Origin of the sequence: Moraxella tarda (assembly GCF_035181405.1) — a bacterium.
Classification (GTDB): Bacteria; Pseudomonadota; Gammaproteobacteria; order Pseudomonadales; family Moraxellaceae; genus Moraxella.
In genome coordinates this window covers 209,596-235,305 of the sequence record NZ_JAYGGV010000002.1, presented here as the reverse complement: position 1 = coordinate 235,305, position 25,710 = coordinate 209,596, and the positions used below count along the sequence as shown (strand labels likewise).

Below are 25,710 nucleotides of genomic sequence, written 5' to 3'. Positions count from 1 at the left end.
GATTTTTATAATTTTGATAACTTTTTGGAAAGTTTAAAATATCTTGCACCATAATGACTTGAATAAAGCGAGTAAAAAAAATATAAAAATTTTTATTTATTTACAAACTTTTTTTTATTAAAATAGATGGCAATCTGACCCATGGAAAATCATCATGAATACCGTCAATTTAACTACTTTTGCCACTGTGATGCAAACAGGAAGTATTTCTAGTGCCGCTGAGAAACTATTCATCACACAGCCTGCGGTAAGCAAACGCATTAAAAACTTAGAGAGCGAATTTGGCGTAACCCTCTTTGATACAATAGGTCGTGGTATCATTGCCACGCCTGCGGCACACGAACTTTTACCTTATGCCAAAAAATGGCTTGATGATTATGAATTATGTCGCAGCAGCTTGCAACACTCCAAAGAAACCGCAAGTGGCAAACTTGTGATTGGCACAAGCCACCACATCGGCCTGCACCATCTTGCCCCTGTATTAAAACGCTTCATTCAGACCTATCCTGCTGTACAATTAGAAGTGCAATTTATGGACTCTGAAGAAGCTCACAAAGCAGTGCTTGATGGCGAGGTTAGTGTGGCATTTCTAACATTACCACCCAACTTTGATTTAAGATTGAATTATCATACATTATGGTCAGACCCCTTGTATTTTGTTACAGGCACGCTCAGCCCTCTTGCACAAAAAAGCGGGGTTACTTTATTTCAACTGGCTCATCACCCTGCTATTTTACCTGCAGCCAATACCTTTACCAGCCAGATTACCTTGGCGGAGTTCAATCGTCATAATCTACGCCCTTATGCCACCATGACCACCAATCCACTTGAATCCATTCGTATGCTCGTTTCTATCGGGCTTGGCTGGTCGGTGCTACCCGAAACACTCATCAATCAGGACTTGGTGAAAGTAGACATGGTAGAAAATTTTGAACTACAACGACATTTAGGCGTGGTCATCAATCCAAATTTAACTCGTTCAGCCAGCACACAAGCTCTAATGGAAATGCTTTCCATCGCCAAATAGCATCAATTTAAGATGATTTTTTAGGATTATTTTAGGTTTTTATTTTGCGAAATTTTTTCGTTAGCATTTGGCATAATGATAATTAAGCCATTTTTTATATTAAAATCCAGATAATTGTCTTAATGATGCCTTTAATAAACTTGAAGTATCCATATTATCCAAGTCAAGTTTTGCCTGCTTGATGGCATTTTGTGCTTCTTTTTCTTTATAACCCAGACCAATCAAGGCACTTTCCACCTCGGCGATGATGTGCATTTGATTGGTCTGATGCACATTTTCATCAAAAAATTCACCTTGACCAGTAAAATTATTTGTTACACCCTCAAAATCCAACAGTCTGCCTTTTAGCTCAATAATCAGTCTTTGGGCGGTTTTTTTACCAATCCCCGGAATACGCACAAGTGCTGAGTCATCTCCTTGCTCAACCGTATGTTTTAGCTCGGCCGCAGACAAAGATGATAATATGGCAAGTGCCATTTTAGCCCCCACACCATTGATTTTTATGAGCTTTCTAAATAAATCTCTTTCTTGTTTATCAATAAAACCATACAAAAGCTGTGCATCTTCTCGAACCAATAAATGTGTATAAACACCAACCTCGCCCCCAAGCGTCAACTGACAAAACGATGGAACTGGTAATTCAATCTCATAACCAATGCCATTTGGTGTCATGATGCACGCCAATGGTGCATTCAAATAGTGAACCAAACCTTTAATAAACCCTATCATAATTACCCCACACCATCAATTTGCAATATCTTTAGATATAACATCTGTCAAATTTTAACTTCTATAAAAAAAGGCGTAATCAATTTTACGCCTTCATGCCTCAATACACCATAAATTATTGGTAGTATTCTACCATTTTTTCTAGCGAAATTGGACGAATCTTGCTGGCGTTACCTGCCGCACCAAAAGCCTCATAACGAGCTTCGCAAATCTCTTGCATGGCTTGAATGCTTGCCTGCAAATATTTGCGAGGATCAAATTCGGCTGGATGGTCGTTTAAGAATTTACGAATAGCACCCGTACTTGCCAAACGCAGGTCGGTGTCAATATTGATTTTACGCACACCGTGTTTGATTGCATCAACAAGCTGTTCTACTGGCACGCCGTAAGTTTCGCCAATACTACCGCCATTATCATTGATGATTTGTAGCCATTCTTGTGGCACGCTTGATGAGCCGTGCATGACAAGGTGCGTATTTGGCAGAGCTTCGTGAATTTCTTTGATACGGTCAATTGCCAGAATGTCACCTGTCGGTGGACGGGTGAATTTGTACGCTCCGTGGCTTGTACCCACAGCGATTGCCAGTGCGTCCACGCCTGTGTCAGCGACAAATTGACGAGCTTCATCAACCGAAGTTAGAAGCTGTGAATGGTCAAGCACACCTGTTGCACCCACACCATCTTCTTCACCTGCCATACCAGTTTCTAAACTGCCCAAACAGCCAATTTCACCCTCCACAGACACGCCACAAGCGTGTGCCAACTTCACAACCTCACGAGTAACCGCCACATTATAATCATAATCGGCAGGGGTTTTGCCGTCTTGTTTTAAAGAGCCGTCCATCATCACTGAGCTAAATCCAAGTTGGATAGAACGCTGACATACCGCAGGGCTTGTACCGTGGTCTTGGTGCATCACCACAGGAATGTGCGGCCACTCTTCAATCGCCGATAAAATCAAATGACGCAAAAAAGGTGCACCCGCATACTTACGAGCACCTGCCGATGCTTGCACAATGACGGGAGAATCTGTCCTATCAGCCGCCATCATGATGGCACGCATTTGCTCTAAGTTATTGACATTAAACGCAGGTAAACCGTAAGCGTGCTCGCCTGCATGGTCTAGTAATTGGCGTAAGGATACAAGTGCCATTGTCGCTCCTAAAAATCAGTGGTGGAATGGTAGTATTTTTGCCATTATAGCAAAAATACTAAAATTTATCAGCAAGTTTCATAAAATTCTTACACAAAGTTCTGCAAAAAAAAAATCGTGGACATAAAATATCCATCAAAAAAAGCCCAACCATCGCAGTTGGACTTTTTTGTATTTTTATCATTGAAGTGAAGTTGGGTCAAGGGGCAAAAAAATAAAAATTAATACTTTTGCTCTTCTGGTACTTTATCTTCTGCACCATTTGGATTGACCACAGCATCTGCTCTTGCACCCACTTCTTTGACAACCTCAGAGGTCTTATCAGCTGCCAGCTGTACACCATTTTTAGTAGCCTCAGTAGCATTTTGGGCAGCAAGCTCGGCTTCTTTAGCAACCTCAGCAGTACCGACGGCAACATCTGTTTTAGCAGTTTCCACGGCCTCACTGGTTTTTTCTTTGGTTTGCTGACTACACGCTGTTAGAACAACAAGACCTAAAGCAACGGTAGCGATAAATAGCTTTTTCATAATTCATTTCTCAGCTGTCTTAATTTATATTTTACCTAATACACAATCAGCGTGGACAATCAGCACCAACAATAAGTGAATTATTTTGATGGATGACGCTAACCTACTTCAATCCGCCAAACAAACTGACCAACCGATTAAAGTGTACTCATGTTCATTTTGGCATTAGTTTAGCCTTGTCAATAAAAATTTACAAGTCCCACTTTAAAAAATACAACAAAATTTAACAAAAAATCCAACCCATCAACCATTTGATTCCTCAAGTGCTTTAATGGCTGGCAAAGCCTTGCCTTCAACAAATTCCAAAAATGCCCCACCACCTGTTGATAGATAGCTGACATTATCTGCCACACCATATTTATCAATGGCTGCCAAAGTATCTCCGCCACCTGCAATACTAAACCCCTCACTATCTTTGACTGCAAGTGATAAGATTTTTGTACCCTCACCAAACTTATCCACCTCAAACACGCCAACAGGACCGTTCCAAAGAATGGTTTTGGCACTCTTGATGGCATTGGCAATTTCATGAGCACTACTTGGGGCGATATCTAAAATCATTTCATCATCAGCAATGGTACCGACTGACTTGATAATAGGATCAGCAATTTCAAGCGAACCTAAAAAATCATCAAAATTAATTTGTGATTTCTTGGCAACAACAACCTCGCTAGGCAATAAAATTTTTGTTTTTTGCATGATTGTTTTGGCAGTGTCCACCAGATTGCTCTCATACAATGAAGCCCCTACATTCACGCCAGTTGCTGCAAGGAATGTATTGGCAATGCCACCACCAACAACGATGCTGTCGCAAATATCAGCAAGGCTTAACAATACATCAAGTTTTGTTGAGACCTTTGAACCACCCACGATAGCAATTACAGGTGCTTTTGGATTGTCAAGTGCACGAGATAAGGCAGACAGTTCATCAGCAAGTAAATTACCTGCACACACAGGTTTGCCCTCAATGGCAGCTGCACGAATCACACCTTCGGTTGATGCTTGGGCACGGTGAGCTGTGCCAAATGCGTCCATTACAAACACATCGCATAATTGAGCGTACAGCTTGGACAACTCTTCGCTATTCTTTTTTTCTCCAACATTAAACCGTACATTTTCAAGCAAAGTAATCTCGCTAATCTTGGCGTTCACCCCATTTTTAAGATAATCTTTTGAAAAATTAACAGGGCATTGCAATGCCTTTGCCAAATAATCTGCCACGGGTGCAAGTGAATATTTGTCTTCTGGCTCACCCTCAACTGGACGACCCAAATGCGAGCAGACAATCACTGCTGCACCTTGTCCTAGGGCATCTTTTAGTGTCGGCAAAGCGGCTTGCAAACGCGCATCACTAATCACCACCCCATCTTTAATAGGTACATTCAAATCTTCTCGAATTAAGACACGCTTACCCGATAAATCCACATCTTTCATTGTTAAAATTGTCATGTTTACCCCTGCTAGGTTTAATTGAAATCAGAAAAAATCAGAAATAAGGTTTAAAAGTGACATTTATTATAAACAAAATGGCATCGTTAGGCAATAACACGCATCAATTGTTCAAAATTAGCCAGAATTGCCCAGACGGCCTAGACCATCAAGCGTCAAAATTAAGTAAAAAGATTTTTGTTTATTAAACATAAACTTCATTTTAGTTAGGCTGGTTAGCCAAAATTATCTTAATTAATCCATCTCAGTCGTTATTTTTTGTAAACATACAGAGTAAATACATTGTCTTACCATACCCCATGATGGCAATTTTTTTATAAATATATTATACTAAGCGTCCATTTTTAATTAATAGGTGCTTAATGCGAAATTATATCGGTGCTTTTTTATTGACGATGATTGCACTACAAACCGCCCAAGCAAACACCACGACCGCATCCTTTTATGCAGATAAGTTTAATGGTCGTAAAACAGCAAGTGGCGAGGTTTTTAGCAATCAAGGCATGACTTGTGCATCTAATAACTACGCCCTAAACACTCATGTTGAAGTGACCAACATCAAGACAGGTGAATCCATTATCTGCAAGGTTAATGATAGAATTGGCAAAGCAGGTCGTATTGATTTGAGCAAAAAAGCATTTTCTCAACTCGCCCCTCTTTCACAAGGCTTGGCAAAAGTAAGCATTCAACCTGTTGGCAAAAACGCCATAGAAGAAAAAATCAGCCTAGCTTATAACGAGCAATAATCTATTTATTTTGCATTTTACTTAACATATAAAAAAAGCTCCAACTTAATATATTTTGGAGCTTTTTTGGTTTTTTGTTAGTCATTGTGGGTTTTGTATTTTATTTAAAAGTAAGGACTTTGGACATTAAAAGCACCAGAGATTAAACCATCATCACTCAATCTTTGATTGATGTTATCAGTGTATTCAACCATTAAGCCCATTTTTTTAGCTATATCATCAACATTTGCCCTATGTTTTGGGCTGTCGTAACCGTCAAATATAATCTCAAAACTACTACGGCAATTGAAATAATGTGATTTATTTTATGACATCAAAAAAGCACTTTTTCTCAAACCGATTAAAATTGACAGTCCCAGTAAATGAAAAATGTCTGAAATACAAAAGCGGAGAGAAGCTACCGTAGTTAAAAAAAGCAACCTCAAAAATTTTCAAGGTTGTCTTTTTTTGGTAGTACACTTAGTAATATATTTAATTTGATAGGTATCAGATAAATTATCTAATAAAATCAATAAATTAATCCTTACACACTCATCTTCCAGTCAAAGGGCATTTCATGATGACCACGCAATACCATCATCAAAGTTTGCTGCATATGTTGTAGCACCTCGGCGGTATAAGGAATGGCAGGCGTACCCCATACAGGATTGGGCCATTTTGAATCATTTTGGTAGCGGACAATATGATGAAAATGAAGCTGTGATACTTGGTTACCTAGTGCAGCAACATTCATTTTATCTGCACCAAAGATTTTTGCCATCTGGCTAGAAACCCAACTAGACTCTCTTAAAAATTGTACTTGATCAGCGGGGCTTAGTTCATAAATTTCCTTGATACCCGATACTCGTGGCACAAGAATAAGCCAAGGAAACTGACAATCATTCATCAAACGCACGGTAGATAATGGAAAATCACCCACTAAAAAAGTATCTTTTGCCAAAACTGGATGTAATTGAAACATTGCTATTCTCTTTTTGATATTATTAAAATGTGATTATTTGGTCTTAATAAAAATGCTTTTATTGTAGCATAAAATCCATGAGTTGTTGAACATTTCTCATGCTTTTGGCGATAAATCCACCGTTGAATTTTGAACAAGGCTCTGCTCAAAATATTTGAGCAACTCAAATACCGCATCCACTCGTTCTGCAACTTCTTTTTCACTCTTAAAAGTGTATTTTAGCTCAGTTGCTCCATTCATGCGATACCCCTCTTGGCTTTGCAATAGCTTGATAATCGCCAAACCATCAATGGGCGTATCGGCTTTAAAGTCTAGACTCAACGAACTGGCACTAACATCAATCCTGCCGATACCAAGTAGCATGCTTTGCACTCTCACTTTATGCACAAGAAAAAGATTGGCAAGTGCAACAGGCATACTACCAAAGCGGTCTATCATTTCACTTTTTAGGTCATTTAATTCATCCATACTCTCACAATTTGCAATGCGTTTATAAAATAACAACCGTTCATGAACATCTGCCAAATAATCACTTGGAATAAGAGCACTTGCATGAATGTTGATATCACTGACCAAATCAAGGGGCGTTTCCAAACTTGGTGTTTTTCCCTGTTTTATTGCCTTAGTTGCGCGTTCAAGCATATCCATATACAACCCAAAACCAATGGTTTGCATATTACCCGACTGCTCTTTACCCAAAATCTCACCTGCACCACGAATTTCTAAATCCTCACTTGCAAGCATGAATCCTGCACCCAAGGTGTTGGCTCTACTGATGGCATCAAGGCGTTTTTTGGCATCGGTTGTTAGCCCTTTGATGGATGGAACAAATAGGTAACAGTAAGCCTGATGGTGCGAACGCCCCACCCGACCACGCAACTGATGCAGTTGAGCCAGACCAAATTTATCGGCACGATCAATGATGATCGTATTGGCGTTTGGCACATCAATGCCTGTTTCAATGATGGTACTTGCTACCAAGACATTGGTTTTTTTGTGATAAAAGTCATTCATCACAGCATACAGCTCTTTTTCATTCATTTGCCCATGTGCTACACCCACACGCACCTCGGCAATAAGTTCCGATATTTTTTGAGCAACCGAATTGATGCTTGCGACATCATTATGCAGATAATACACCTGTCCACCACGCAAAATTTCTCTTAAAATCGCATCTTTGGTTGTTTGCTCACTCTTTTGAGCAACAAAAGTCTTGATGGCAAGGCGGCGAGCAGGTGGCGTAGCAATGACAGAAATGTCCTGCATTCCAGAAAGTGCCATGTTCAGTGTGCGTGGAATGGGCGTAGCCGTCATGGTGAGTGTGTCAACATCAGCTTGCATGGCTTTGATTTTTTCTTTATGACGCACCCCAAAACGATGCTCCTCATCAATAATCATTAGACCCAGCTTTTTAAATTTCACATCATTTTGTAGCAGTCTGTGCGTACCAATGATGATGTCCACTTTACCATCTGCCAAATCAGCCAATATCTCATCTTGTGCTTTTTTGCCAACAAATCTAGACAAGCTTTCAATGCTAATTGGCCAATCGGCAAATCTGTCCTTAAAGCTGTCTTCGTGCTGTCCTGCCAGCAATGTTGTTGGTACAAGTACCGCCACCTGATAGCCTGCCTGAACAGCAATGAAAGCAGCTCGCATGGCAACTTCGGTTTTACCAAAACCAACATCACCGCATATAAGCCTATCCATAGGCTTAGACTGCTTCATGTCAAACATCACCGCATCAATGGCGGCTTTTTGGTCGAGCGTCTCTTCATAGTCAAAACCACTGGCAAACAGTTCATATGCCGCCACATCAATATCAAAACCAATACCCTCTTTGGCATTGCGTCTTGCCTGCACATTCAGTAGTTCTGCCGCCACATCATAAATGTCAGTCAAAGTTTTTTGACGGGCTCTATCCCATTTTCCAGAGCCAATTTTTGATAATTGTACCGCTTCTGAGTCTGTACCGCTATATCGCCCAATCAAAGCAAGATTGGTAATTGGCACATAGACATTAGCATCATCAGCATATTTAATATGAATAAATTCTTGCTCACCATCACCCACATCTAACACCACCAACCCCACATAACGCCCTATGCCATAGGACAAATGCACCACAAGCGAGCCTTCGGTCATCTCGCTGACAGATTTGACCAAAAAGGCTTGGGATAAGGCATTTTGACGCTTTTTTCGGCTTTGAATGGGCTGTCTGCCAAAGATTTGTGCCTCGCTAATCACACAAAATCCACCCTCACCCATCAGCCATAATCCACGCTCAATCGGTGCTACCGTCAAGGCGATTTTGTCAGTTTTATCAGCAAAATCAGACAAGTTATCCACAAATTCAGCAAAATCTGCCACTTGCTGACAAACCAATTTGCCTTTTAACAACTCCAAGATAATCTCACGACGACCCGCACTTTCACAAGCAAGCAACACAGATTCATGACAATTTGCCACAAAATCCAAAAAATCGCTTAAAGGCTCGTGTTTTTGGTGGTGAATTGGCAAACTGGGTACAGGCTTTGGTGCAAATTGAGCAAAAATAGGCAAAGCATCAATAGATAAAGCGTTAGGTTCATCTTGCACAAATACCATTTTTGGATATGCTTTTAGTTTTCCAAAAAACTCGTTGCTTGGTAGATACAGTAGCTCTGGTGGCACGATGGGCACATCTTTATCAAAAGCACGAGAGTGATAACGAGCGGTTACCTGATTCCAAAATTCTTCATGGCAAGCTGCCAACTGCTTATCATGAATAATGAGCGTATCATTCGGCAAATATTCAAACAACGAGCCAGCGTTACGCCATTCATCTAGCTCAAAAAACAGCGGTGCATAATATTCCACACCCGATGGGCTAATGCCTGCCATCACATCATTATACAAACCAAACTTACGGGCCGATGCATCAGGAAAAAGACTGGCAAAATTTTGGCGAAAAGCCTCTTTATTATCCAAGTCAAATTCACAAGCAGGCAGTAGACGAAATTGACTCACCTTTGGCGATGTCGGTATCAGTTTGGCATCAAAACGACCCTCTTGTTGTAGATTGAGTAAGTCATTTTGACTGACGGTACGCTGTGTATCTGGATTAAAAAATTTGATGGTTTCTATTTCATCATCAAACAACTCCAACCTAAATGGCAGTGCCTGACCCACCACAAAAATATCAACAATGCTACCACGCACCGCAAATTCGCCCACTGCATAGACATTATCAACCATTTCATAACCTGCTCGGGTCAGGCGTTCTCGTTCTTGACTTAGATCAAAAGTATCGCCAACACTCAGGTCAAAAAATCTTCCCAAAAGATGACTTGGCGGTGCGATACGCTGCATGAGTGTTTGCACCGCTACAAGCAAAACGCCCGCCTTTGGGATATGTGTCAGTAGGTTAATACGCTCGGAGATGATGTCTTGTTGCACCGACAAGTTCTCATAGACCAGTGTTTCATAGTCGCTAAAACCATGCGTCTTAATGCCAAAAAAATCCAACTCACTTTCTAAATTATGCAATTGAGCTTGGTTATCACAAATCACCAAAATCAAATGTGAATGCGTTTTGGCATAAGTGGCCAGCCAAAGAGCAAAACCAGCATCATCAGTACCATGGAAATAGGTGGTAAAATCAGGCTTTAATTTTGGATAATTAATACTAATATTTGTCATAAAAATTGTTAATCTTAGAAAAATAAAATCAATGGCATGGCATAGTAAAATCAGGCTTTAATCAAGCAATCTTACCAACTTACCAGTTCTGCAATTTTAATTGCCATGCACGGCATTTGGCGGCGATGGTGCTACTGCTGTGTGCCATGATATCGGCAGTTACGGCAATGTACTGCAACGGCACATCGCCCAGTTCATCTCGCAATTGGTAAAGATTATCAGCTGTGATGCCACCAATCACACATAAAGGCAAATCAACTTTGGCGGTTTTTTGCAAGATTGGCATTGACACAAGACCAGCTTTTGGCTTGGTTAAGGATGAAAATATCGCCCCCATCGCACCATAGCTTGCACCTTCTTTTTTGGCTTGTTTAAACAAAGCAACATCTGCATGGCAGGTTCGCCCAATAATCACATCATCGCCCAAAATTTCTCTTGCTAATGCCAAATTACCATCTCTTTGCCCCAAATGCACGCCTGTGCAAAAGTGAGATGCCAGCTCCAAATCATCGTTCATCACAACATCAACATCATATTTATCCGCAAGGCTTACCAGCAGTTCTGCCTCTCGATAAACAGTCGCAAGGTCATATTGTTTTAGTGTGGCTTTACGACGAATTTGTAATAATGACACAACCCCTGTATCCAAGGCATGTTCTAATTTATCAATCAGCGTGGTGATTTCATCATCATTGGTCAGCAAATAAAGTTGTGGGCTGGTATTGGTCATAAGGTCAGCAAGGCAAAACAAAAAATAAACAAGTCATTATAACCCATCACCCCATTCAAAACAACGCACAAAAAAGCCCAGAGTATGTCTGAGCTTTTGATTGGCAAGATAAAGTTTATCAACTCACCAACTAACGGCGATATGCCAATTCTGTTAAGATATTTCTTGCATCATTCCAGCGAGTTTGTGATGCCCCAGCACCCAGTAGGACGATGACCACAGGCTTGTTATTAACATGAGTCTCCATGACGACACAATAACCTGCTTCACGAATAAAACCAGTCTTTGAGACACCAATTGGGTGCTCTCCAGAACGCACAAGCGTGCTGGTGTTGTTGGCCTTATAAGTGCGATCGCCCATGCTGGCATTAGCAATATAAAAATCATAATTAGGAGCCGTTGAAAAAGTGCGAATCAACTGATAGCGTGGATCACTGCTGACAGCTTTCATCATCTTAACCAAGTCATTGGCAGACGAGACATTACGAGGGTCAAGTCCTGATGAATCAGAAAAACGAGTCTGGTACATACCCAAACTGGCCGCTTTTGCGTTCATCGCTGCAATGAAAGCCTCATAGCCACCAGGGTAGGTGCGAGCCAAAGCTTTTGCTGCTGGATTTTCAGACTTCATGAGCATCATCAGCGTAAATTCAGAACGACTCAAACGATCGTCAGTGCGTAGTTTTGTCGTGGCTTGCTTTGCACCTACCAAATCTGATGGAATGATGGTAATCATTTCACGCATATCAAGACCTGCATCCACAATCACCATGGCGGTCATCACTTTACTGATTGATGCAATGGAGCGAGTGGTATCAATATTTTTTGAATAAATCAAATTACCCGATTGCAAATCCATTACCGCCACCGCTGATGAGTTGGTAGATACTGCCAACTCATCAAAAATGGGTTTGTGATATTGATTTGCTAAATTTGCATCATCAATACCATGATAATCAATATTTTGTACAGGTGCAGATGAGTACTCAGCTACAATCGGCTTAGTAATTATGACCTTGGCGGGTACTGATGGGACTGGCGTGATGGTTGTTGTTATCGCAGGAATTTTTTTGGTTGCAGTGATGGTGCTTTGGTTGCTATTATCAATGGTAAAAGCGTGTGCTGATACACTCAGCATGAATGCAGTCATGCTAAAGGCAAAAGTACCGACACGCTTGATTGGTTTGGCATAATTCATATAAAATCCTCAAAATATACGACCACGGCGACCACTCGCCCATTTTTTTCATGTATTCGCCATCCAACTTGCGATCAATTCACAAGCAAGTAAACACACATCAATCATTACAAAATGCAACGCAAAAAAACCTTAGGCAATAAATAAAAAAAGAAAATATCTTTACAAATTACCTTCTAACAACATACATCTTTTATCTTATGTTCTGATTCATATTTTAGCATACTAAAAGAAATTGTGCGTACAAAACGGTCATTTTTTGTCAAAAAACTTAGAATATTTTCCACCAGATGAGTTGTATTCAAAAAAAATTATGCTACACTTAATGGACAACACTCTATTATTGCAAGGTTATTGCAAGCAATCAAAATAAGCACAATAAGGAGATGCATGGCGATCAAGGTTTTGGTGGTTGATGACCACGATTTGGTGCGTATGGGCATTATGCATATGCTAAACAATACTGATGACATTGAAGTCATTGGTGAGGCAGACAATGGAGATATGGCGGTACGGCTAGCTCGTCAGTATCGCCCTGATGTCGTTCTGCTTGATGTAAATATGCCCAATATTGGTGGTGTTGAGGCAACGCGTCGAATCAAACAAATTGATAATGCAATCAAAGTGCTTGCCGTATCTAGCCTATCAACACAGCCGTATCCATCTATGCTATTAAAAGCTGGTGTTAATGGTTATATTACCAAAGGCACACCACTTGATGAAATGATTCGTGCCATCAAAAAACTACATGGTGGTGGCAAATATTTTAGCCATGATGTTGCAGATGCACTTGCCGAGTCGGTACTGGGCAATCAGGACAAATCGCCTTTTGATGCTCTGTCTGAGCGTGAAAAACAAGTCGCTATGATGGTGGTAAATTGCCAAAGCGTTCAAGAAATTGCCAACCAGCTGTTTGTCAGCGTTAAAACTGTGAATACCTATCGTTACCGTATTTTTGAGAAACTGGGAATAAATAGCGATGTTAAACTGACCCACCTTGCCATTCGTTATGGGCTTGTCAATGCAGATTAAACCACAAACTCTCAAAGTCAATTATCCCAAAGATAGCGAAGAAAAACACCCACACAACCAAAACATTTCATCATCAATAACCATCATCAACAAAAAAAATTTTCCGTCAAAATCAATTTGACGGAAAATTTTTATAGTGATATCAATCAACTATATCGCTTTGGAGTTTCGTCATAAACATGGGCGTGCCATGCATTCATTTGACGCTGCATGACAGTCGTGATGGCAGCATGAATCATATTTTGACCAACATTTTGAAGTTCGTCCGCACCAATCATCTCTTTGGCCTGCTGGGAAAAAGCAATCGTTACCATCGGCTCATTTTCCCTACCCACCTCTTGCAAGGTCAAAACACCGTCTTCTCGCTCAACAAATTCCAAAATAGCCTCTTTAATCACCGTACCATCTTCTGCTGATTCTTTGGTCAGGCTTTTGGCAAAAGGTTTTTTGTGTTTTACCTGAGTATCACTCATCGTATCATTCGTCAAAACACCATCATCACCCAATAAGTCTTGTGCCACTTTGCTTGATTTTGGCGGTCTTCCACGGCGTTTTTTAGGTGATACCGTTGTCGTGCTTTCTTGCATATCACTCTTGGTACAAGCTTGGTCATCAGCGTCCAAAGTATCCAAACGATCATTTTGATTGTGAATTTGGTTTTGAATTTGATTGTATAAGTCCAAGCCAACCAAATCTTCTAGGGCTTTTAAGCCTTCTAAATTTTCAAAATCAACACCCAGCTCATGAGCCAGTTTTTTTTGTAATTCTTCTTTAATAATGGTTTCAGCTTCCTTAATAAGACGCTCAATCAATTCATCATCTGCCTTATCAAACATGGACCACTCCAAAAAAAATAATAATGATAATAACTGGGGATATCAGCTCTGTTTTTCAAGTTTGCCAGCTCATCGCCAATAGCGCAGTTTTGCCATCATAAACAAAAAAGATACAAACATACCCAAATAATATGCCATTTTTACATCAAACTCTGGGTCACGGTATTTTATCGGCATTGCTACAAGTGCTGTCAATGCAGGAATGATGACAAGGCAAATCAGCCAATTTTCTAAGACATGCAACCAACCTTGTATTTTATCACCATCGCCAAGCCGAAAACCCGACAGACCAACCAGCATCACAGCGATGATCAGCATCGCAATCAATGCCTTAGGCACACCTTTTGGGACAATACCAGTAGGAATCATGCGATTGAACATCAGCTATACACCCCCATAATGCAAAGCATGGCAACAGTGGATAATAGCCAACCCAATGTCCAAGCATTACGAGGGTGAATATCCGCCTTGCCTGTTTTATTCAGCCAAAGACTACTAAGCCAAATGAGGGCGGGAACGACAAAGACAAAAAATGGCACAACTTTAGCAGCATGGCTAATGACTGCACCAGTATCATCACCCATCATCAAGCGAAATCCATAACCCATCAGGCTCAACACAAGCGACGACATGAATAGTGCGATTGTCAAACCAAGAGGAATCACACTTTTTGGCATTTCGCTTTCATTGTTTTGCTTCATGTTTATTTTGGTCATTTAGACCACCTTAGTACTTACCAAAGCAAGCTCATCACGCATTGTGTCAATCACTGCTTTATAATCATCTTTACCAAAAATTGCCGAGCCTGCCACAAACATATCCGCCCCCGCCTTAGCAATCTGTCCTATGTTGTCAGGATTAACACCACCGTCCACCTGCAAGCGAATATCAAGTCCACGCTCATCAATCATTTGGCGAACTTGACGCACTTTTGCAAGCGTATGATCAATAAACTTTTGACCACCAAACCCTGGATTGACACTCATGATCAAAATTTGGTCAAGTTTATCTATCGTATAATCCAAATACGACAAAGGCGTAGCAGGATTGAACACCAATCCGCATTTTGCTCCACCGTCTTTGATAAGCTGTAAACTTCTGTCTATATGTTCGCTGGCCTCTGGGTGAAAAGTGATGATATCCGCCCCTGCTTTTAAAAAGGCTTCTATCATCGTATCCACAGGTTTTACCATTAAATGCACATCAATGGGGGCGGTTATGCTATAGTCTTTGAGTGCTTGACAAATCATCGCCCCAAAGGTTAGATTTGGCACATAATGGTTGTCCATGACATCAAAATGCACGACATCTGCCCCTGCGTCCAAGACATTTTGCACATCTTGCCCTAGGCGAGCAAAATCCGCTGACAAGATAGACGGTGCGATTAGATATTGTTGATTTGGTAAAATTTTCATAAGATTTTTGTAAAAAAAATAAATTTTGGTTTGCTATGATAACAGATTTTTTATATGTTTTAAAATACTTTGAGTTTAAAAATCAAACTTTGAGTTTCAAACCATAAAAATAGTTAATAAAAAACCAATACAACTGTATTGGTTTTTGGGTTATTAAATATGTAAACTATATAAAAATTACTTAACTTATTTGGCGTGATAAGCCAGTTTTACACCAGCGATAAAACCATCATTATCCTTAAATTCGCCAACCTTAGCACCTGTTGGTAGCTGTGCGGTAGCATTGCCAAATTTAAGATACTTACCACCCAAAGATACTGATACTTGTGGTGTAACATTGTATTTAACACCGCCACCAACACTATAATAACCTTTGATTGGACCAAGCGATGTTGTAGGATTACCTGCACCACTGTCCCAACCAATATTACCTGCAATGGATAATTTATCATTTATTTGTTTACCTAAACCAAGCTCTACGCCCCATTGGTCCTTAGGATAGCTGACGATTGGCAGTGCTTTGCCTGCGACAGCTTCTGTTACCTTACCATAGGCTGGTGGGCGCACATCAAACTGAGACCAAGGCACATAACGCACTTTGGCAGTACCTAACAGACGATGTTTGGCGCTTAGTCCTGTTTGAAAATCAAAATTCCAAGACTTAGGCGTGGTTACCTTAAATTTTTGGACATTTTCAGTTGCCGAGCCACGGAAACCTAACACAGGAATCATTTCATTGATGTTGGTCTCATGCTTGATCGCAGAGCGATAAGTCAAAGCAGCTTTTAGGGCAATCTCTGGCTTAGAATAAGACGCACCAGCCAACCAGCCTACGGCATGATCAGGGCTGATTTTGGCATCATAGCCGTTTAGACCACTATATGCTGTACCACGCAGATGCACCTCACCTGCCAAACGCTGTGCCACAGGACCGCCATAGATTTGAAGTCCTGCAACTTTGGCACCAAACAGCAGACTGATGTTATTGGTGCGGATATCAACATTGGTGCCTTGACCATGCGTGCTTTCGCCGATATCAGCAGCGCGGTTTAGTACTTCGCCAATTTTATCAAACGGCGGTGTACCAAAATCCTTGGCTCGCTCTCGAATTTTTTCAATATTAGGTTTGGTAAATGCGATCCCTTTCAACATTGTGCCAGCAAGCTTTTCTTGATACTTTGCATCAGGACCTGTCATTCTTTCCACAACAGTATCCAGCATTGACTGTGCGGTTTTGTCTTGATCTGATACAAAATCATTTGTGCCAGTATATTTGACCGCCGCCCCAAAAGGCTCATCATATAGAACGCCGATGCTGACAACATCATTGACATCTGCTTTTGCGCCATAGCGAACAAAGTTATAAGGTGCTGAGATGTCTTTGACTTCATTACCAGATTGGTCTTTGCCAGAAATGTTGGCATCAATGTAAGTATATACTGCTTCGGCATAAGTACCGTCTTGCAAAAACGCACTAATATCTTGACCAGAACGGTCAAGCCCTGCAGCGTGTGCTGTACCAACAGCACCAACAGAAGCGATGGCAACCGCCAAAACTTTATGATTAAAAAAACGCATAGTTTATTCTCCAATTTTTTCCTTAAAAGCCCTTAGCATCCAAGCAAGAAAGCCAAAAGCCATCAATCCGCAAGGTACTATCCTACTGTATGTTATCTATAACAACTTGCGTGGTTATTATATTAAAACAAATTGAACAGCAACACAAGAAATAAATTTAAGTAATTTTCTTACACAGTCATTTTCATGACATCATATTTTCAACATTTTGCCAATCACTTGGCTCATAAATATTTTTTTAATCAATTTTTAATCAATAATGTGGCGGTCTATCTACCAACAAATCAAATGGGGCAATGCCGTCATCGTCATGATTATTTTGCAGATCCTTATAAATGATTTTAAGCTGGTCTTGTAAGTTTTTTAACTGACGGTCTTGGGTGGCAATCACATCATTTAAAGTATCTACTGTGTTTTCAAGATAGGTGATTTTGATTTGTAAATCAATCAGCTGAGTATGCATATCGGTCATTTATTTTTCCAAAATTTAAAATTATATAGAAAATTTGCTATAATGGCTCTTATTTTATCATTGAACCGACGATTATGGCACTCATTCATCTTAAAAATTTATCGCTCGCCTTTGGCACTGCTCCTATTTTAGACCATGTCAATTTTAGTGTTGATGCAGGCGAGAGAGTATGTCTGATTGGGCGAAACGGTGAGGGCAAATCTACCCTGTTCAAACTCATCAATGGCACACAATCCCCTGATGATGGCGAGGTGATCATTCAAGATGGCTTAAAAGTTGCCATGCTCGCTCAAGATGTGCCCAACGATGATGGCACACTCCTTGATGTGGTGATGGGTGGTGATGATAAAACTGCAACTCTTTTAAAAACCTACCAAGCATTGTCCGACAGATGCGGTATGGGCGACATGAATGCCTGCGAACAAATGACCGATGTACAGCACGAAATTGATGCACTGCATGGCTGGGATTTACAGCGTCATGCTCGCACTTTGCTAGATAATATGGGGCTAAACCCTGACGATCGCCTGATCAATCTTTCAGGTGGTCGCAAAAGACGGGTTCTACTTGCCCGTGCATTGGTCATCAAGCCTGATATTTTATTGCTTGATGAGCCAACCAACCACCTTGATGTTGAAAGCATTGCTTGGCTAGAAAACTATCTTTTGGGGCAAAATTTGACCGTACTTTTCATCACGCATGACCGTAAATTTGTGGATAATTTGGCCACTCGCATCGTGGAGTTGGATAGAGGGAAATTAAGAAGTTATGATGTAACGCAAGGGGTGGGTGGATATGCTCGATACCAAGAGCTAAAAGAATTGGAGCTAGAAAGCGAGCAAAAATCTTTTGAAGAATTTGATAAAAAACTTGCCCAAGAAGAAGTATGGATTCGTCAAGGCATTAAGGCACGCAGAACTCGTAACGAAGGACGAGTGCGAGCCTTAAAGGCCTTGCGAGAAGAGCGAAAGCAAAGACGAGATGTGGTTGGCAATGTTTCATTGACACAAAATAGCAGTGAAAAAAGCGGAAAAATCATCTGTGAAGTCAAAAATTTGACGCTAGAATATGATGATAAAATCCTTGCCAAAAATTTCTCTTGCGTCTTGATGCGTGGCGACAAAGTAGGCATCATCGGACAAAATGGTGTAGGCAAAACCACTTTGATTCGCACGATTTTAGGGCTTGATGAAAATGCAAAAACTGGCGGTACTATCAAGCTAGGGACCAATCTTCTTGTGTCATTTTTTGACCAGCTCAAAGGACAGCTTGATGGTGAAAAATCGGTCGCAGAAAATGTTGCACAAGGTAGCGATTATATTGAGATCAATGGTCGCAAAACACACATATTGGGTTATTTACAGGATTTTTTATTCACCCCCAACCGAGCCAGAACACCAGTAAAGGCTCTATCAGGAGGAGAAAAAGCCCGAGTTTTACTCGCCAAAAACTTATTAAAACCTGCCAATGTCTTAGTACTAGACGAGCCAACCAATGATTTGGATATGGCAACACTAGAACTTTTGGAAGAATATGTTGCAGGCTTTGAAGGGACAATCTTACTCATTAGTCATGACCGTACTTTTATGGACAATGTAGTTACACAAACTTGGGTATTTGACACAGACAAAGATGGCGATGGGGTTATTACAGAATATGTGGGTGGCTATCAAGATTATCTGATTCAAAAACAAAGGAGTGAAAAAGATAAACCAAAAGCCAACACCGAAAAGGTGGAAAAAACGGAAAAACCCAAAAATGAATTTAAGGCCAATGCACCACAATCAGATGCCACTACCATTCAAAAACGCAAACTGTCTTATAAAGAACAAAGAGAACTAGAAAGCCTACCAAATGAAATTGCCGAGCTTGAAGCCGAGCAGAGCAACTTAAATGACAAACTTTCAGATGGCTCGTTATTCGTCTCTGATTTGGCACTGGCTACTAAATATAGTGAAAGATTGGGGCAAATTGACGAGCTACTTTTAAAGAAGCTGGAACGATGGGATGAATTGGAGAGCTTGGGACGATAATTTTTTTAAGGTGATGGCCAAACCATTTTTATTATGGCAACCATTGCTATCACCCGCCCCAGCCTCAACAACAAAAACCTTAAAATCAGAAAAACCTTAAAATCAGAAAAACCTTAAAATCAGTATGGCACATCGATCTTAAAAAGCAAATCATGACAATCGTTGGTTGTGATTAGGCTTTATCAATCATCAAGCAAAAAATGTGCCACTTGCAACAGCCCTGATTTTTCGTGCGTTTTAAAAGGCAGTCTTGTTTTGCTGATTTGCCAAATGCAATCATCAAATACCGCCAAAATGTCCAAATCCATCGACACAGCTTGGCCAATTGACTCTCGCCCACACAGAACTTCAATACATTTTAATTGCTCAGATAAATAAGCAAAAGACATTGGCAAGTCTAACTGAACCATTGCACAGGCATTATGATAAACCAGCTTGGTTTTGCCTGTAAAATCAAGCCCAGTAGTCCAAGAGGACATCTGCAAATCACCCAATCGCAACAGCTCTCTTAAAGCAATATCAAATGCACGATGAGTATCAACATTGCTACCCATTGCCACCACAAATGCACTGACATTTAATTTACTTAGAACAGACAAATCACTGACGATGATTTTCATGGGTTGCTCTGCATATCGCTCATTTACTGCGTGTGATATTCACACCAACGCTTTGGGCTTGCCTGATGGCATTGGGTTTATGAATGGTAAGAGCAATTGCATCACACGGATAGTGATTTAAAATATATTGACAAATGTTTTCCGCCAAAGATTCCAATAATTTTGCCTTCATCTCATGGCAAATTTTCTCAATATCTTCGCAAACCGTTTTATAATTCACCGCATGAATCACATCGTCAGTTTTGGAGGCGTCTTGAATATTGCAATAAATTTTAGCATCAATAATCAAACTTTGCTTAATTGCTCGCTCCCAGTCATATACACCAATAACTGTGTCGATTTTTAATCCTTTTACAAAAACCATGTCGTTCATTTGCATTTTCATAAACACCTTTTAAGATTTTCTGTGCTTTATCATATCCACACTAAAAAGCATCAACGCAAGCCAAATCAAAGCAAATACCGCCAATCTATTCATGTCAATAAATTCATGATAATAAAAGACTGCAATGACAAATACCGAAGTGGGCGTGATATATTGCATGAAGCTTAGCGTGTTAAAACTCACCAATTTGGTGGATTGATTGTACAGCAATAGCGGTATCAAAGTTACAGGGCCTGCAAGCATCAGCAGCCAAATATCATCAGACAACCAAAAAGATGGTTGGCTACTTGCCACATCATGTGTCATAAACCAAAGTACACAAAATGGCACAAGCATGGCGGTTTCTAAAAATAATGCCGAAATGCTGTCTAATGGTGTGCGTTTTTGCATGATACCATAAAAAGCAAATGACAATGCCAACAATAACGATACCATCGGCAAAAAACCAAGTAGAACAACCTGAATCGCTACCGCCACACTTGCCAAAATAATGGCGATCATTTGCAAAAGCCTGAGCCGTTCTTTTAATAAAAAGAACGACAATGCCACACCCATCAGAGGACTGATGAAATAACCAAGACTGGCATCAATGATTTTGTCATGACTCACCGCCCATACATAAGTCAACCAATTGGTTGCAATAAGTAGGCCTGATACAAATGTCCAAATGATGAGCTTGGGGTTTTGTTTAATTAAATCAATCGCCTGCCAATGTTTTTTGATGATTAAAAATATCAACAAAATCACAAAAGTCCAAATCAACCTATGACCAATGACCTCTACCGCATCATAAGCACTTAATTGCTTAAAATAAAAAGGAAATAAGCTCCATATTACATAAGCGGTTAAGCCCAAGATAATGCCTTTGTTTTGGTTGGAGTGCATCTGTAGCCTACGAATAATCCATGCGTTGTATGATTTATAATACCTTGATAATATTAATCATCAACCACTTCCAATCCAAGCCCCGCCTGTTGCACAAGCTCGGCAAAATTAGGAAAACTGGTTGCCACCGTCTCCACGCCATTTATTACGATTTTATCAGACGCTCTAAGACTTGCCACCGCAAAACTCATCGCAATGCGATGGTCGTGGTGTGAGAAAATTTCACCGCCACCAAACACAAACTCATTTTCACCACGCCCAACAATCTCAATACCGTCATCAAGCACCGTGCAATCAATGCCAAGTGTGGCAAGACCGTCTGCCATTACCTGTATGCGGTCGGATTCTTTAACTCTTAGCTCTTCTGCACCACGCAAAATCGTCTTGCCAGTCGCACAAGCGGCCGCCACAAAAATCACAGGAAATTCATCAATAGCAAGGGGGACTAGGTGTAGCGGTATCTCAATGCCGTGCAATTTGCTTGATTTGACACAAATGTCCGCCACAGGCTCGCCACCGATAAGCGTTTGATTGGTCAGCGTAATATCCGCCCCCATTAGTCGCAAAATATCAATCACGCCTGTGCGAGTGGGGTTGATACCGACTTTGGGTAGTACCACATCGCCAGTTTTGGCAATCGCCGCCGCCACCATAAAAAACGCCGCCGCCGAAATGTCCGCAGGCACTTCAATGTCGCACGCTGTAAGCTGTCCACCGCCTGTCAAGCGGATTTCATTGCCATTGTCCAATTTTTTTACTTTGACATCATAGCCAAAGGCAGTCAGCATTAGCTCGGTGTGGTCTCGGGTCGTTTCAGGCTCAAAAATTACGGTTTCGCCTTTTGCCCAAAGCCCTGCCAGTAGCAGGCAGGATTTGACTTGGGCGGACGCCATTGGCATATCATAACGGATAGCGTGCAAATTTTGACCGCCTGTCATGTGAATGGGCGGTGTGCCACGCTCGCCTGTTGTAGCGATTACCGCCCCCATTTGCCGTAAAGGCTTTGCCACTCGCTCCATTGGGCGTTTTGATAGGCTTTCATCGCCAATCATCGTGCTATCAAAGTTTTGGGCGGACAAAATCCCTGCCAAAAGTCGCATACTCGTACCAGAATTACCCATATCAAGGGGTTTTTTTGGGGCAGCCAGCCCATTGATACCCACGCCATAAATGGTTACTTTATCACCGTCTCGCTCAATCTTAACGCCCATATCGGCAAAGGCTTGTAAGGTGGATAACGCATCTTCGCCTTGCAAAAAGTTGCTAACTTTTGTTACGCCATTTGCCAAGCTACCGAACATAATCGCACGGTGCGAAATGGATTTGTCAGGGGCGACAGCGTGTATGCCTGTAAATGTCGTGCTGGGGGTGAGTTTGTATTTCATAGGGTTTTCCTAATTTGGGTAAAATATGATTGATAAAATTTTAAAAAAATCCGAGTGTAACTGCAAGAAATGTGAAAAAAGTAATCGCCCTAATTTTGGAGACATATCGTCCAACTTTATTCGCTTTTTTTAATTGCTCGTGAGAAAATTGCTTTTTGATAAGGTAATTTTTCAACAAATCATCAGAAATAAAAGTCATCAAAAGAATGATTAACATCATTCCACAAAGTGAAATCCAAAATAAACTTTCATCAAAAGCGATAAATCCTTTTTTAAAGGCAATGCAAATCAAAAAAGTAATTAACGCAGGTAAATTATATGGCAAATTAAATAAATGCACATATTCTTTTTTAAAATCTGTATTTAGATGATTATTCATTGTGATTTCCTTTTAATCATCAAATCAAAAAAACCCAATTAAATGATAGCCATTTTTATTACCCCAAAAAAATGGGTATAAACCAATGCTATTTTGGTTGGTTTTTATTTCAATTTTTGTCAAACCAAATTGTTTTTGTTGCAAAACTTGAATGTCATTTTTGTCAAAATGTTGTTGTTTAAATCCCAAAAAATGATTTTCAAAACTGACAAAATCATCATTGATGACAATTTTCCTATTTTTAAACATTGCTATTACAAACCAAATTGCCAATAATACGCCAATCAATAAAACAATAATAGAACCATTTTGACCTAAAAACAATACTCGTATGATACTGATAAAACCAACAATCATTGATAAAATCAACAACCGTTGCCAATTTTTTAAAAAGTAAAATTCTTGGTAATTGTTCATTTTAATTACCATTCTTTAATTTCTCTTTCTCCATCAACAACCGCCCAAAATGTTCCCGAGCGTTTTTGGCAATTTCAAAAGTTTTTAATAATTCATCAGAGTTATCATTTTCAATATCAGTTTTTAATTGATTTAATATCGCCTGATAATTTTCTAGCCCCTGTAATACCGCCTGTTTATTTGCCAAAAAAATGTCGTGCCACATAATAGGAGAGCTTGCCGAAATACGGCTAAAATCCCGAAATCCGCCCGCCGCATAGCGAAAAATGTTCAAATTTTCATCGTCTTTGGCAAGCTGAAAAGTCAAGGCATACGACAATAAATGTGGTAAATGGCTGGTTAGGCTCAAAATTTCATCGTGCTTTTGGGCGGTCATTTGGCTGACAACCGCTCCGATATTTTGCCACAGTTTGGCGATTTTGTCGGTGTTTTCTGTCGTACTGTTTTGGCAAATAATCACTTCGTGGGCGACAAATAAATCGGGATTTTTTGCCAAAATGCCTGACTTTTCAGCCCCTGCAATCGGGTGGGCAGGCACAAAATTTAGGCACACGCCAAAGGCTTTTTCGGTCGCTTGGCACGCCTGTATCACGCTTGTTTTGGTGCTACACACATCGGTAATAATGGCGTTTTTGGGCAAAATACCGTGCTGTTTGGCATAGGCAAGGCTTTCAAACACGCCCAAAACCGACTGCACAGGCACGCAAATCACCACCAAATCGCAATCGCTCAAAATATCAATGAGTTTATCCGAGCTGTGGCTGATTAAACCTGTGTCGGTGGCGGTTTTTAGAGTGTCAAGGCGAGCGTCGCACGCCACGATTTGGCGTGTCAGTTGGTGCTTTTGCATTGCACTGGCAAGGCTTGCACCGATAAGCCCAAGTCCGACAAAGGCGGTTTTGTTAAACATACATTCGCTCACAAAACTGCCTTTGGGTATGACCCAAGCACTCGCACATCTTTGGCAATTTTTTTGATGTCATCAACAGCATTTTTAACATTTTCATCATCAATATGCCCAACCATATCAATAAAAAATACATACGCCCATTTGTTAGGACGCTCGGGGCGTGTCTCAATGCTGGTCATTGAGACGGCATACTTTTTAAGCGGTTCTAGAATTTCAATCAAAGCCCCTGCACGGTCAGGACTTGATACAACAATAGAAGTTTTGTCTTGACCGCTAGGGGCGACGGACTCATGACCAATGATAAGAAAACGCGTGGTATTGTTGGGGCTGTCCTCAATGTTTTCATACAACTTATGTAGACCATATTCAGCCACTGCCACATCGCCTGCTATCGCTGCTGAATGCCATTCATTTTGTAAGCGTTTTGCGGCTTCGCCATTAGATGATACCGCCACTCGCTCTACATTCGGAAAATTTACATCCAACCAATGGCGACATTGTGCCAATGATTGCTGATGGCTATAAATACGGCTCAGACTGTCTACTTTGGTATGTTTTGCCACCAAAAAATTATGATGAATGGGCAATTCCACCTCACCGATGATTTTTAGACTTGATCCCAAAAACGCATCTAGCGTATGATTGACCACACCCTCTGATGAGTTTTCCACAGGGACAACGCCATACATCGCAGAGCCAGCTTCCACTTCACGAAATACATCGGTAATGGTTGCAAGTGGGACGGTGGTCGCCGCCTTGCCAAAATGCTTCAAAGAGGCGGCATGAGTAAATGTGCCTGTCGGACCCAAAAAAGCAACTTTTTGTGGGGCTTCCAACTCCAAACACACCGACATGATTTCACGAAATAAGCGTGCCATTTTCTCACCAGATAATGGACCAGTATTACGAGCCATGACTGCTTTTAATACCTGTGCCTCTCTTTCTGGGCGGTAAAATATGGGGTGATTTTCATGGTTCTTCTTAGCAATAGCAACCTCTTGGGCAATGCTGGCACGCTCATTGATTAGGCGTTGGATTTGCTCATCAATATCATCAATTTTGTCACGCAAATTGGTAATTTTTGAAGTGTCAAGATGTGCCTTACTTTGATTAGTCATGCGTTACCCCTTTGGTTTTGTTGTTTTAAAATGACCACAATAAT

Annotated in this window: 24 protein-coding genes and 1 pseudogene; 4 read left to right on the top strand and 21 right to left on the bottom strand. The window is 40.7% G+C overall.

Features of this window, described 5'->3' with window-relative positions; genetic code table 11:
* The first annotated feature begins 154 nt into the window (after positions 1 to 154).
* Positions 155 to 1,027: a LysR family transcriptional regulator gene (locus U9670_RS03625; RefSeq protein WP_323841433.1), complete on the top strand. Its 873-nt coding sequence runs from the start codon at positions 155 to 157 to the stop codon at positions 1,025 to 1,027.
* A gap of 99 nt (positions 1,028 to 1,126) precedes the next feature.
* On the opposite strand, the gene ruvA is transcribed toward U9670_RS03625, so the two are convergent.
* The 4 genes from ruvA to U9670_RS03605 form a co-directional block, all read right to left on the bottom strand.
* Entirely contained in the window at positions 1,127 to 1,756 is a 630-nt protein-coding gene (ruvA, locus tag U9670_RS03620; protein ID WP_323841432.1) for a Holliday junction branch migration protein RuvA, read from the bottom strand.
* Between the two features lie 115 nt (positions 1,757 to 1,871).
* Positions 1,872 to 2,909 carry a class II fructose-bisphosphate aldolase gene (gene fba / locus U9670_RS03615; protein WP_323841431.1) on the bottom strand — a complete coding sequence of 346 codons (1,038 nt, stop codon included), beginning with the start codon at positions 2,907 to 2,909 and terminating at the stop codon, positions 1,872 to 1,874.
* 221 nt (positions 2,910 to 3,130) lie between these two features.
* The gene (locus U9670_RS03610) at positions 3,131 to 3,436 is read right to left on the bottom strand and encodes an entericidin (RefSeq protein ID WP_323841430.1); all 306 of its coding nucleotides are present in this window, start codon (positions 3,434 to 3,436) and stop codon (positions 3,131 to 3,133) included.
* A gap of 243 nt (positions 3,437 to 3,679) precedes the next feature.
* A complete protein-coding gene (locus U9670_RS03605; protein ID WP_323841429.1) occupies positions 3,680 to 4,885 on the bottom strand; it encodes a phosphoglycerate kinase in 1,206 nt (401 codons plus the stop codon).
* 362 nt (positions 4,886 to 5,247) lie between these two features.
* Here U9670_RS03605 and U9670_RS03600 point away from each other — a divergent pair, with 362 nt between their 5' ends.
* On the top strand, positions 5,248 to 5,631 hold the full coding sequence (locus tag U9670_RS03600; protein WP_323841428.1) for a septal ring lytic transglycosylase RlpA family protein: 384 nt from the start codon (positions 5,248 to 5,250) through the stop codon (positions 5,629 to 5,631).
* A gap of 523 nt (positions 5,632 to 6,154) precedes the next feature.
* Here the strand turns inward: U9670_RS03600 and U9670_RS03595 are convergent.
* The 4 genes from U9670_RS03595 to U9670_RS03580 form a co-directional block, all read right to left on the bottom strand.
* A complete protein-coding gene (locus U9670_RS03595; protein WP_323841427.1) occupies positions 6,155 to 6,592 on the bottom strand; it encodes an HIT domain-containing protein in 438 nt (145 codons plus the stop codon).
* Positions 6,593 to 6,688: 96 nt separating this feature from the next.
* Entirely contained in the window at positions 6,689 to 10,273 is a 3,585-nt protein-coding gene (gene mfd / locus U9670_RS03590; protein WP_323841426.1) for a transcription-repair coupling factor, read from the bottom strand.
* A gap of 79 nt (positions 10,274 to 10,352) precedes the next feature.
* Positions 10,353 to 11,003, bottom strand: coding sequence for a thiamine phosphate synthase (locus U9670_RS03585; protein ID WP_323841425.1), 651 nt, complete (start codon positions 11,001 to 11,003; stop codon positions 10,353 to 10,355).
* Between the two features lie 130 nt (positions 11,004 to 11,133).
* Positions 11,134 to 12,153, bottom strand: coding sequence for a D-alanyl-D-alanine carboxypeptidase family protein (locus tag U9670_RS03580; RefSeq protein ID WP_323841594.1), 1,020 nt, complete (start codon positions 12,151 to 12,153; stop codon positions 11,134 to 11,136).
* A gap of 438 nt (positions 12,154 to 12,591) precedes the next feature.
* On the opposite strand from U9670_RS03580, the gene U9670_RS03575 reads away from it, so the two are divergent.
* A complete protein-coding gene (locus tag U9670_RS03575) occupies positions 12,592 to 13,233 on the top strand; it encodes a response regulator (RefSeq protein ID WP_323841424.1) in 642 nt (213 codons plus the stop codon).
* 146 nt (positions 13,234 to 13,379) lie between these two features.
* Here the strand turns inward: U9670_RS03575 and U9670_RS03570 are convergent, their stop codons facing one another.
* The 6 genes from U9670_RS03570 to U9670_RS03545 form a co-directional block, all read right to left on the bottom strand.
* On the bottom strand, positions 13,380 to 14,069 hold the full coding sequence (locus U9670_RS03570) for a hypothetical protein (protein WP_323841423.1): 690 nt from the start codon (positions 14,067 to 14,069) through the stop codon (positions 13,380 to 13,382).
* 69 nt (positions 14,070 to 14,138) lie between these two features.
* The gene (locus U9670_RS03565; RefSeq protein WP_323841422.1) at positions 14,139 to 14,450 is read right to left on the bottom strand and encodes a hypothetical protein; all 312 of its coding nucleotides are present in this window, start codon (positions 14,448 to 14,450) and stop codon (positions 14,139 to 14,141) included.
* Positions 14,450 to 14,785, bottom strand: a complete 336-nt coding sequence (locus tag U9670_RS03560; protein WP_323841421.1) for a hypothetical protein — start codon at positions 14,783 to 14,785, stop codon at positions 14,450 to 14,452. The genes U9670_RS03565 and U9670_RS03560 overlap by 1 nt, the downstream gene beginning before the upstream one ends.
* The gene (gene rpe, locus U9670_RS03555) at positions 14,786 to 15,484 is read right to left on the bottom strand and encodes a ribulose-phosphate 3-epimerase (RefSeq protein ID WP_323841420.1); all 699 of its coding nucleotides are present in this window, start codon (positions 15,482 to 15,484) and stop codon (positions 14,786 to 14,788) included. It abuts the gene before it with no gap.
* Positions 15,485 to 15,670: 186 nt separating this feature from the next.
* Positions 15,671 to 17,062 carry a hypothetical protein gene (locus U9670_RS03550; RefSeq protein WP_323841419.1) on the bottom strand — a complete coding sequence of 464 codons (1,392 nt, stop codon included), beginning with the start codon at positions 17,060 to 17,062 and terminating at the stop codon, positions 15,671 to 15,673.
* A 253-nt stretch (positions 17,063 to 17,315) separates the two neighbouring features.
* Complete coding sequence (locus tag U9670_RS03545; protein ID WP_323841418.1) at positions 17,316 to 17,534, bottom strand: SlyX family protein; 219 nt, start codon at positions 17,532 to 17,534, stop codon at positions 17,316 to 17,318.
* Between the two features lie 74 nt (positions 17,535 to 17,608).
* Here U9670_RS03545 and U9670_RS03540 point away from each other — a divergent pair, with 74 nt between their 5' ends.
* Positions 17,609 to 19,567 (top strand): ATP-binding cassette domain-containing protein, encoded by a 1,959-nt coding sequence (locus U9670_RS03540; protein WP_323841417.1) that lies wholly within the window; start codon positions 17,609 to 17,611, stop codon positions 19,565 to 19,567.
* A 182-nt stretch (positions 19,568 to 19,749) separates the two neighbouring features.
* Here the strand turns inward: U9670_RS03540 and U9670_RS03535 are convergent, their stop codons facing one another.
* The 7 genes and pseudogenes from U9670_RS03535 to pheA form a co-directional block, all read right to left on the bottom strand.
* Entirely contained in the window at positions 19,750 to 20,187 is a 438-nt protein-coding gene (locus tag U9670_RS03535; RefSeq protein WP_323841416.1) for a 2-amino-4-hydroxy-6-hydroxymethyldihydropteridine diphosphokinase, read from the bottom strand.
* 19 nt (positions 20,188 to 20,206) lie between these two features.
* On the bottom strand, positions 20,207 to 20,560 hold the full coding sequence (folB, locus tag U9670_RS03530) for a dihydroneopterin aldolase (protein ID WP_323841415.1): 354 nt from the start codon (positions 20,558 to 20,560) through the stop codon (positions 20,207 to 20,209).
* Positions 20,561 to 20,581: 21 nt separating this feature from the next.
* The gene (gene rarD, locus U9670_RS03525) at positions 20,582 to 21,457 is read right to left on the bottom strand and encodes an EamA family transporter RarD (RefSeq protein ID WP_323841414.1); all 876 of its coding nucleotides are present in this window, start codon (positions 21,455 to 21,457) and stop codon (positions 20,582 to 20,584) included.
* Positions 21,458 to 21,510: 53 nt separating this feature from the next.
* Positions 21,511 to 22,815 (bottom strand): annotated as a pseudogene (aroA, locus tag U9670_RS03520) (3-phosphoshikimate 1-carboxyvinyltransferase); the annotation flags it as partial.
* 67 nt (positions 22,816 to 22,882) lie between these two features.
* Entirely contained in the window at positions 22,883 to 23,221 is a 339-nt protein-coding gene (locus tag U9670_RS03515; protein WP_323841413.1) for a hypothetical protein, read from the bottom strand.
* Positions 23,222 to 23,639: 418 nt separating this feature from the next.
* Positions 23,640 to 24,560, bottom strand: a complete 921-nt coding sequence (locus tag U9670_RS03510) for a prephenate dehydrogenase/arogenate dehydrogenase family protein (protein ID WP_323843765.1) — start codon at positions 24,558 to 24,560, stop codon at positions 23,640 to 23,642.
* Positions 24,557 to 25,666: a prephenate dehydratase gene (gene pheA, locus U9670_RS03505; RefSeq protein ID WP_323841411.1), complete on the bottom strand. Its 1,110-nt coding sequence runs from the start codon at positions 25,664 to 25,666 to the stop codon at positions 24,557 to 24,559. Before pheA ends, U9670_RS03510 begins: the two co-directional genes overlap by 4 nt.
* Between the last annotated feature and the right edge of the window lie 44 nt (positions 25,667 to 25,710).

Coding starts and splice junctions, on each gene's coding strand:
- U9670_RS03625 (WP_323841433.1), top strand. CDS start 155: ATGAATACCGTCAATTTAACTACTTTTGCCACTGTGATGCAAACAGGA.
- ruvA (WP_323841432.1), bottom strand. CDS start 1,756: ATGATAGGGTTTATTAAAGGTTTGGTTCACTATTTGAATGCACCATTG.
- fba (WP_323841431.1), bottom strand. CDS start 2,909: ATGGCACTTGTATCCTTACGCCAATTACTAGACCATGCAGGCGAGCAC.
- U9670_RS03610 (WP_323841430.1), bottom strand. CDS start 3,436: ATGAAAAAGCTATTTATCGCTACCGTTGCTTTAGGTCTTGTTGTTCTA.
- U9670_RS03605 (WP_323841429.1), bottom strand. CDS start 4,885: ATGACAATTTTAACAATGAAAGATGTGGATTTATCGGGTAAGCGTGTC.
- U9670_RS03600 (WP_323841428.1), top strand. CDS start 5,248: ATGCGAAATTATATCGGTGCTTTTTTATTGACGATGATTGCACTACAA.
- U9670_RS03595 (WP_323841427.1), bottom strand. CDS start 6,592: ATGTTTCAATTACATCCAGTTTTGGCAAAAGATACTTTTTTAGTGGGT.
- mfd (WP_323841426.1), bottom strand. CDS start 10,273: ATGACAAATATTAGTATTAATTATCCAAAATTAAAGCCTGATTTTACC.
- U9670_RS03585 (WP_323841425.1), bottom strand. CDS start 11,003: ATGACCAATACCAGCCCACAACTTTATTTGCTGACCAATGATGATGAA.
- U9670_RS03580 (WP_323841594.1), bottom strand. CDS start 12,153: ATGACTGCATTCATGCTGAGTGTATCAGCACACGCTTTTACCATTGAT.
- U9670_RS03575 (WP_323841424.1), top strand. CDS start 12,592: ATGGCGATCAAGGTTTTGGTGGTTGATGACCACGATTTGGTGCGTATG.
- U9670_RS03570 (WP_323841423.1), bottom strand. CDS start 14,069: ATGTTTGATAAGGCAGATGATGAATTGATTGAGCGTCTTATTAAGGAA.
- U9670_RS03565 (WP_323841422.1), bottom strand. CDS start 14,450: ATGTTCAATCGCATGATTCCTACTGGTATTGTCCCAAAAGGTGTGCCT.
- U9670_RS03560 (WP_323841421.1), bottom strand. CDS start 14,785: ATGACCAAAATAAACATGAAGCAAAACAATGAAAGCGAAATGCCAAAA.
- rpe (WP_323841420.1), bottom strand. CDS start 15,484: ATGAAAATTTTACCAAATCAACAATATCTAATCGCACCGTCTATCTTG.
- U9670_RS03550 (WP_323841419.1), bottom strand. CDS start 17,062: ATGCGTTTTTTTAATCATAAAGTTTTGGCGGTTGCCATCGCTTCTGTT.
- U9670_RS03545 (WP_323841418.1), bottom strand. CDS start 17,534: ATGACCGATATGCATACTCAGCTGATTGATTTACAAATCAAAATCACC.
- U9670_RS03540 (WP_323841417.1), top strand. CDS start 17,609: ATGGCACTCATTCATCTTAAAAATTTATCGCTCGCCTTTGGCACTGCT.
- U9670_RS03535 (WP_323841416.1), bottom strand. CDS start 20,187: ATGAAAATCATCGTCAGTGATTTGTCTGTTCTAAGTAAATTAAATGTC.
- folB (WP_323841415.1), bottom strand. CDS start 20,560: ATGAACGACATGGTTTTTGTAAAAGGATTAAAAATCGACACAGTTATT.
- rarD (WP_323841414.1), bottom strand. CDS start 21,457: ATGCACTCCAACCAAAACAAAGGCATTATCTTGGGCTTAACCGCTTAT.
- U9670_RS03515 (WP_323841413.1), bottom strand. CDS start 23,221: ATGAATAATCATCTAAATACAGATTTTAAAAAAGAATATGTGCATTTA.
- pheA (WP_323841411.1), bottom strand. CDS start 25,666: ATGACTAATCAAAGTAAGGCACATCTTGACACTTCAAAAATTACCAAT.